Below are 4661 nucleotides of genomic sequence, written 5' to 3' on the forward strand. Positions count from 1 at the left end.
GCATGCGACAGGCATTATTCGAAGGCATAGCAGCGCTATGGCTGAGAAGAATGACCGAGCATAACGCCGTCAATGCGGCCATATCCGCCATTGCAGCAGATCGTTGTGAGAAATGCAGGTTAAATGATCAGGAACCATCTCCCACGGAGCGATAATACTCACCCAGGATGGCGGCCACTTCGGGGCGGCTGAACTCCACGGGCAGGCTTTCGCCGCGGGAAAGCATTTCCCGCACCTTGGTACCGCTGAGAAAGACCCAGTCTTCCCTGGTGTGATCCGGGTGTTGGCCCATCATCACCACCCGGTTGAGTTTGCGCGACCAGGCCGTATGATCCGCCTTGAAGATCTTTATTTCCAGGGCCCCCTCCGGCACGTCCTCGTCGAAAATGGCCTGGGCATCGAACGGCCCGTAGTAACTGCCGCAGCCGGCATGGTCACGGCCCACGATCAGGTGGGTGCAGCCGCAGTTCTGGCGAAAGATGGCATGCAACACCGCTTCGCGTGGCCCGGCGTACAGCATGTCAAAACCGTAGCCGGTAATCAGAACTGTATTCGGGGGGAAATAAAGCTCCACCATTTTGCGGATGGCGGCGTCGCGCACCTCCGCGGGCATATCACCTTTCTTTAATTTGCCCAGCAGCATGTGAATCAGGATGCCGTCGGCATTGACCGCTTCCCTGGCCATGCGGCACAATTCCTCGTGGGCGCGGTGCATGGGGTTACGGGTCTGAAAGGCCACCACGGTTTTCCACCCCAATTTGTCAATCTCTTCGCGGATCTGCCAGGCGGTGCGGAAGGTTTCCGGAAAATCGGTGGCGAAATAAGAGAAGTTCAATACCTGGATGGGGCCGGAGACAAGGTAATCACCCTGGGCCATGAAGGCCGACACTCCGGGATGTTCGGGGTCGATGGTGCGAAACACCTTTTGCGCAATCTCCCGCTTGTCCTCGGAACTGAGGCGTTCCACGGCGTGAACGGTCTGTACGGCCAGCACAGGTTCATTCGCGACATTGGGATCCCTGAGCGCGATGCGGTCTCCCGCCTCAATGGTTCCCGGATCCGCCACCATGTTCAGGGCGGGCACGGGCCAGAACAGGCCGTCACGGGTTTGCATCCTGCGCGCCACCTGCATGGCGTCTTCACGGTTCATGTATCCATCCAGGGGCGTAAAATAACCGCTGCCCAGCATCACGGCGTTGGCCGCGGCAGCGGAACTCACAGTAACGGCGGGCAAAGATGCGGCTTCCCGCTCCAGTTTCTCTCGTTGCGCATCATCGCGGACATAGAGGGGATTGAGTTGGTCTGATCCATGGGGTTTAACCATCTTTTGCCTCCTTTGATCCCAACGAATGGCTCTTGGTAAAAAAGCCGGGGCGCGAATCCGCTGACCGGGTTTTCGCAACACAAAAAGCGGTAAAACGCGCGGGGGGAATGTGTCAGTATACCCCAATCCCGGTTCATGTCAAGCTGACCTTGACAGTCGGACATGTAGAGCCTAACATGTGTAAAAATCAGGAAAACTGAAATGAGCAAGAAAATCAAGGATAATGACAATGCCGTGATCCGATGCACCCGCACCACGCCCGTTTGCGCAAACAACCATATTGTGACGGGTCCCACCGGACCACTCGATTCCGGGACGACGCGCCTGGGGAGTGATCCGCGGGGATCGTTTGTTAAGGGAGAGGCGGGAAAGGAGAAGCGGCGGCAGAACCGGAGGCACCCGGCAGGCCGCTGAAGCTTCCCTTTCCCGCTCTCTTTGCCGCTTACTCAAACCAGATCTTGATCCGCTTTTTCTCTTCGTCCACTTCCAGCAAAGTCTGATTGCCGCTTTTCTGCAGCATGTCCAGCAATTGCATCAGGGAAATACGGCAATCTCCCATCAGCTGGATCTTTTCATCTTTGCAGCATTCGGCGGCCCATTCCAGTAAGGCAGCGGGGAATGTCAATTTGACTTCTTCTTTGCCGCTGGCCTTGTCCACCACCAGCAACTTGATCACGCGGTTATCCTTGTCGGTTTTGGACGCGGCGGTTAACGATCCCGCCGGCGGCCCGGCCAGAAGGACTGCCGCCAACATCATTACCCGGATCTTGCGTTGCATATCTACCTCCAATGTGATCGAGTCCGGGGAAACCCCGGGAATTCACTTGTGGTCCACCCAGATGCGAACTTCCTCGTCTTCGGTTTCCAGGCGGATGATTTCCCGGCTGCTGCTCAGGGTTTGAATGATGCGATCCAGGGAATACCCCCGCGATTGCAGAGCCTTGCGTTCCGCCTCCGGCAGCGCTTCCAGGGCCAGGCGGGCCAGCATGAACGGGATACGGATTGTTAGGGAAGGCTTGCCGGTGCGGTGGTTCACCACCTCGATCCGCAACATGGCATTGTCCATACCGTTTACATCTGAAGGAGAGTCTTCTAAATGCCGCGGGTCGATGCGCAACAGGGCGATCTTGGCCCGGTCCGCCAGGTCCGGATCAGACCTCTTTTTTGCCACGCGCTTGAGCACGGGAACGGCCTTTGCGGCCGTTTTCTTTTCATCCAGGTAACTCAACTTCAGGGCCGCGTAAAAGCGCACGGTTTGCCTGGGGGAATCAAGGAAGTCGAGGATGGTCTGCAGGTATCCCTTCATGCCCCCTGAATGCAGGGAAAAAGCCAGGTCGATCATCGATATGCGCGCTTCTTCGCGCAAAGTTTCGGAACCGTTCATTTCCAGGAAACGCTTGTACCCCGTCAGGGCTTCTTTTTTCCGGCCCAATTCAGCCAGGCAACGTGCCCGGTAATATAGGGCCGGGGCGAAATCGGGGTGGGTTTCCAGTACCCGGTCGATTTCAGCCAGGGCCCGGCGCCACTGCTTGTCAAACAGCAGGATCTTGGCGCGCTCCATCGAGACATCTTCTGGGGAAACGGTGGCTGAAACCGCGGCTCCCAGCAACAGGGCCAGCAATATCGCCGTTAAACTTCGTTTCATCTTACACCTCGCGTGCGGGAGATTCCAGTTCCCGCTCAATCAGCCTTACTTTGAAAAGCAGGCGTTCCCGCTCCACCATGCGCTTTACCGCAACCACCCGTTCCCGGCTGGGTGGTAAGTCATAGGATAGCTCCGTGAGCACCCAGGATAACCGCTCCATCACACCCCGGGCTTCCTGGATCCGGCTCTGGGTCAGGTTCTGACCCAGGTAGCGGTACTCTCTCAGCAAACGCGCCGCGGCGCCGGCCAGCACTTCACGTTCCCTCTCCGTATCCGGGACGTGCATGAGTTCAGTCAACAACAGGCGCACGCGACCCAGGAAATCAACGATTTCCCGTTGATCCTTGGCGGTCTCCACCAGGCGGATGCTGTCGGACAACTGCCGGGCCGCCGGCGAACCGTCCGGGATGTAACTCCCATGACGAAAAACCAGGAATCCCGTCAGCAGTCCCAGCCCGAACAGGACCGCGGCCAGGGGCAGGCGCCGGCGCTTTGTTTCGCTTACGGCCTGCGGCTGCATGGCATGGCGGGTCACCTGTTTGGCCAGGCCCTCCCAATCCACGCCCTTCAACGATGCGCCGATTTCGCGCTCGCGGATATCGATTTGTCCCATCAGGGCTTGGAGTTGCTCCAGGTAACGGGCACAGGCCCGGCATCTTTCCACATGCTGTGCCACACCCATGCCGTCGCTCTCTCCGGACAACCACAATACCATTTCCCGCCGTATGCGTTCACATTCGTTCCGTTTCATGCCTCGCCTCCTGCCGCAACCTCGCGGCGCAGATGGTTGACCGCCCGGAAATAGGTGGACTTTACCGTTCCCAGGGAGATATCCAATATGGCGGCGATCTCTTTCATTTTCAGGTGGTTGACATGTTTCAAGACAAACACGGATCGTTCACGCGTGGACAATTGATCCACCGCCGCCTGCAAGCGTTTCACGCGATCCTCCTGTTCGCTTCGTTCTTCCGGATTGTGAGCCGGATCCGTTATTCCACTCTGAATCAGGGTCAGCTTGCGTTCCCGTTCCCCGCGTTTCCGCCGCGCCCGGTAGTGATCGATGGCGATATTGGTGGCAATGCGGAAAACCCATCCGCGAAGGCCCACGGCGTGGTCCACCTTGTGCAGATTGCGGTAGACCCGCAGGAAGGTGTCCTGCAGCACTTCCATGGCGTCGTCATGATCACGGAAAAACCCCAGCGCGACCTGGAACACCATGGGCTGCAACAGGCGTACCAGGGATTCAAACGCCTGGGCATCCCCCTTTTGAGAGCGTGCCAGCAGATCCCCTGTTTCGTCTCGTTGGCTTTCGGATTGGGGTAAGGTGTTCATTTCCTCTTTATCCACGTCTTGTTTCCCGTTATTCCCCGGGGTCAATCACCCCGGGGTTCATACACTTATAAAACACTTCTTGGTGGAAAAAGGTTTACAAAGGGAAAAGTTGAAAAGTTGGGTTCTCTTCCATTTTGTGTGGGTTTGCACGTCACTCTGGTTTAAAAAGGGAAAGGCTTTTTAAGAGTACCCTTTCGGGCATAAATACCCAGAGGGCACAGGTCACCGCTCACCACTTCGGTGTTCTTCGACGGCTTAAGATGGCCATGGCGGATGTTCGGGATGTTTCCGAGGCCGGCTTTCGTCTTCGGGGAGTACCCCTCAGCCGACCATTCTGTCTCAGACCATGGGTCCCCGGAA

Annotated in this window: 6 protein-coding genes; 1 reads left to right on the forward strand and 5 read right to left on the reverse strand. The window is 57.4% G+C overall.

Features of this window, described 5'->3' with window-relative positions:
• Window positions 1-127: 127 nt before the first annotated feature.
• On the reverse strand, window positions 128-1324 hold the full coding sequence (gene sat / locus ENN40_06110) for a sulfate adenylyltransferase (GenBank protein ID HDP94917.1): 1197 nt from the start codon (window positions 1322-1324) through the stop codon (window positions 128-130).
• Window positions 1325-1525: 201 nt separating this feature from the next.
• On the opposite strand from sat, the gene ENN40_06115 reads away from it, so the two are divergent.
• Window positions 1526-1738: a hypothetical protein gene (locus ENN40_06115; GenBank protein ID HDP94918.1), complete on the forward strand. Its 213-nt coding sequence runs from the start codon at window positions 1526-1528 to the stop codon at window positions 1736-1738.
• Window positions 1739-1766: 28 nt separating this feature from the next.
• Here the strand turns inward: ENN40_06115 and ENN40_06120 are convergent, their stop codons facing one another.
• The 4 genes from ENN40_06120 to ENN40_06135 are packed head-to-tail and all read right to left on the reverse strand — an operon-like array spanning window position 1767 to window position 4301.
• Window positions 1767-2102 carry a hypothetical protein gene (locus ENN40_06120; GenBank protein ID HDP94919.1) on the reverse strand — a complete coding sequence of 112 codons (336 nt, stop codon included), beginning with the start codon at window positions 2100-2102 and terminating at the stop codon, window positions 1767-1769.
• Window positions 2103-2144: 42 nt separating this feature from the next.
• The gene (locus tag ENN40_06125) at window positions 2145-2969 is read right to left on the reverse strand and encodes a tetratricopeptide repeat protein (protein HDP94920.1); all 825 of its coding nucleotides are present in this window, start codon (window positions 2967-2969) and stop codon (window positions 2145-2147) included.
• A gap of 1 nt (window position 2970) precedes the next feature.
• Window positions 2971-3720 carry a hypothetical protein gene (locus tag ENN40_06130; protein HDP94921.1) on the reverse strand — a complete coding sequence of 250 codons (750 nt, stop codon included), beginning with the start codon at window positions 3718-3720 and terminating at the stop codon, window positions 2971-2973.
• Complete coding sequence (locus ENN40_06135; GenBank protein HDP94922.1) at window positions 3717-4301, reverse strand: sigma-70 family RNA polymerase sigma factor; 585 nt, start codon at window positions 4299-4301, stop codon at window positions 3717-3719. The genes ENN40_06130 and ENN40_06135 overlap by 4 nt, the downstream gene beginning before the upstream one ends.
• Between the last annotated feature and the right edge of the window lie 360 nt (window positions 4302-4661).

The sequence above is a fragment of the Candidatus Aminicenantes bacterium genome (assembly GCA_011049425.1).
Taxonomy (GTDB): domain Bacteria; phylum Acidobacteriota; class Aminicenantia; order UBA2199; family UBA2199; genus UBA876.